This window comes from Micromonospora sp. NPDC049580 (assembly GCF_040675595.1).
Lineage (GTDB): Bacteria > Actinomycetota > Actinomycetes > Mycobacteriales > Micromonosporaceae > Micromonospora.
The window spans coordinates 1-2619 of record NZ_JBFAPG010000662.1; the positions used below are offsets into that span (position 1 = coordinate 1).

A 2619-nucleotide genomic window follows, 5' to 3' on the forward strand; every position below is an offset into this window, starting at 1 on the left:
CTGACCCGTCCCGGTCAGCGGCGGTTGTACTTGTACATGGTCAACGTGCCGAAGACGAGCACGAAGCCGACGCTCCACGCCAGCAGCCACATCGTGGCGGACGGGTCCGACTCGCCGGCCATCACCGCGCGCACCGAGGCCACCAGCTGCGTCACCGGGTTGACCTTCACGAACGCCTGGAGCCAGCCCGGCATGGTGCTCGGCTCGACGAATACGTTGCTGAGGAACGTCAGCGGGAACAGCACCATCATGCTGACCCCCATCACCGACTTCTCGCTGCGCAGGATCAGCCCGAAGAACGTCCACACCCACGAGAACGCGAACGAGAAGATCACCAGCAGCCCGATCCCGCTGGCCACCCCGGCGACGCCACCGGCGGGTCGGAAGCCGAGCGCCAACCCGACGCCGAGGATGACCAGGGCGGCGAGGACGTAGCGCAGCACGTCGCCGAAGATCATGCCGACCAGGGCGGCCGGCCGCCAGACGGGCAGCGTACGGAAGCGGTCGAAGATGCCCTTCTCGATGTCGGTGTTGAGGCCGACGCCGGTGTACATGGTGATCATCACGACGCTCGTCACCATGATGCCGGGCAGGAAGAACTGCAGGTAGTCGCGCGGGCTGTCCGCGAGGGCGCCACCGAACAGGTACGTGAACATCAGCACCATGATGATCGGGAACGCGGTCACGTCGAACAGCTGCTCCGGCACGTGCTTGATCTTCAGCAGGGCCCGCCAACCGAAGGTGAGCGACGCCCCCAGCGCGCTGGGTCGGGACGGTCGCGCGCCCGGCGCGAGGACTGTCGCCAGCGCCTCGGCGGACGGTACGTAGACCGACGGCGCCCGTTCGGTAGTGGTGGTGGTGTCGCTCATCGGGCTGCCTCCAGCTCGTCGTCGCGCTCGTCGGCCGACACGGCCGGATGATCGGTCAGGGCCAGGAATACCTCGTCCAGGCTCGGTTGGCCGAGGGAGAAGTCGTCGACGACGATGCCGGCGCGGGCCAGGTCACCGAGCGCGCGGGCGGCCTGCGCGCTGGCGTCGAGGTCGGTGCCGGCCTCGCCGACCCGGGCGGTCAACGCGACCGGATCCGCGGGGAGCTGCACCGGCACGTTGAGTGCCTCCCGGAGCACCTTTTCGGCCTGCGGCCGCTGACCGGGGTCGCGCAGTCGCAGGTGGACGGTGCCGGAGCCGACCGACGACTTCAGCTCGCCCGGGGTGCCCTCCGCGATCACCCGGCCGTGGTCGACGACCGCGATCCGCTCGGCGAGCTGGTCGGCCTCGTCGAGGTACTGCGTGGTCAGCAGCACTGTCGTCCCGTGCGACACCACGGCCCGGACGATCTCCCACACCTGGTTGCGGCTGCGCGGGTCGAGACCCGTCGTCGGCTCGTCGAGGAAGAGCAGGTCAGGCGTGTTGAGGATGCTCGCGGCGATGTCGATGCGTCGCCGCATCCCACCGGAGTACTTCTTCACCTGACGGTCGCTCGCCTCGGTCAGACCGAACGCGGCGAGCAGCGCCGCGGCACGCTCGAGGGCGGCCGGCTTGCGCAGGCCGAGCAGGCGGGCGAGGAGCACCAGGTTCTCCGTACCGGTCAGGTCCTCGTCAACGGAGGCGTACTGGCCGGTGAGGCTGACCCGGCTGCGGACCCGGTCAGCCTCGGTCACCACGTCGTGCCCGAACACCCGCGCGGTGCCGCCGTCGGGGCGCAGCAGCGTCGCCAGCACCCGGACCGCGGTGGTCTTGCCCGCCCCGTTCGGGCCGAGCAGGCCGTAGACGGTGCCGGCAGGCACCCGCAGGTCCATGCCGGCCAGCGCCCGGGTCTCCCCGAACGAACGGGTGAGCCCTTCGGCCTCGATGGCCAGTCCGGTGGAGCGTCTGTTCATCATCCGTACCTCTCGTCCGATGGCCGGGACGTCGTGGTTGGTGAGAGCAACGACGCCGCCCACCTAAAGGGCGCGAGGTGACGACCGACCGCCCGCTAGATCGGAACTAGCGGGCGCCGTTCCGGGCCGGAATGTCGGTGGGATCGGCTTGACTGGGGTCGACGAAGGGGACGAAATGGCGCAGGTACGCATCGAGCCGTGGTGCGAGGACGACCTCGACCTGCTGCGGCAGCTCAACTCACCGGACACGCGCAGGCACACCGGCGGCCCGGAGACCGACGAGCAGGTGCTCGCCCGGCACGACCGGTACGTGCACTTCGCCGAGGGCGGGCAGGGGTGCATGTTCACTCTGGTGCTGCCGGACGGCGCGCGGGCGGGCAGCGTCGGCTACTGGGCCCGCGAGTGGCGCGACCAACCGGTGTACGAGCTGGGCTGGGCGGTGCTGCCCGCGTACCGGAGGCAGGGGCTGGCCACCGCCGCGGTGCGCGCGGCTCTCGACGTGGTCCGCGCCCGACGGGACCGGCGCTACGCGCACGCGTACCCGTCCGTCGACAACCCCGCCTCGAACGCGGTCTGCCGCAAGGCGGGCTTCACCCTGCTGGGCGAGACGGATTTCGAGTACCCACCCGGGCACCTGATGCGTGCCAACGACTGGCAGCTCGACCTGACCGCCCCGCCGACCGACGGCTCCTGACCCGGGCGAAGAGCGCCATACCGCAGAGTCGTCCGGACGGCGGGGC

The 2619-nt window shown here is 70.6% G+C and carries 3 protein-coding genes; 1 reads left to right on the top strand and 2 read right to left on the bottom strand.

The genetic code is table 11. The features are described from left to right. Positions 1 to 14: 14 nt before the first annotated feature. Entirely contained in the window at positions 15 to 869 is an 855-nt protein-coding gene (locus AB0J68_RS30670) for an ABC transporter permease (protein ID WP_354855858.1), read from the bottom strand. Continuing rightward, on the bottom strand, positions 866 to 1879 hold the full coding sequence (locus AB0J68_RS30675; RefSeq protein ID WP_363942198.1) for an ATP-binding cassette domain-containing protein: 1014 nt from the start codon (positions 1877 to 1879) through the stop codon (positions 866 to 868). Before AB0J68_RS30675 ends, AB0J68_RS30670 begins: the two co-directional genes overlap by 4 nt. Positions 1880 to 2054: 175 nt before the next feature. Here AB0J68_RS30675 and AB0J68_RS30680 point away from each other — a divergent pair, with 175 nt between their 5' ends. Next, the gene (locus AB0J68_RS30680) at positions 2055 to 2573 is read left to right on the top strand and encodes a GNAT family N-acetyltransferase (RefSeq protein ID WP_363942201.1); all 519 of its coding nucleotides are present in this window, start codon (positions 2055 to 2057) and stop codon (positions 2571 to 2573) included. Positions 2574 to 2619: the final 46 nt, after the last annotated feature.

What these genes read in the sequence shown, in the direction of transcription:
- AB0J68_RS30670 (WP_354855858.1), bottom strand. Translation starts at nt 869, where the DNA reads ATGAGCGACACCACCACCACTACCGAACGGGCGCCGTCGGTCTACGTA.
- AB0J68_RS30675 (WP_363942198.1), bottom strand. Translation starts at nt 1,879, where the DNA reads ATGAACAGACGCTCCACCGGACTGGCCATCGAGGCCGAAGGGCTCACC.
- AB0J68_RS30680 (WP_363942201.1), top strand. Translation starts at nt 2,055, where the DNA reads ATGGCGCAGGTACGCATCGAGCCGTGGTGCGAGGACGACCTCGACCTG.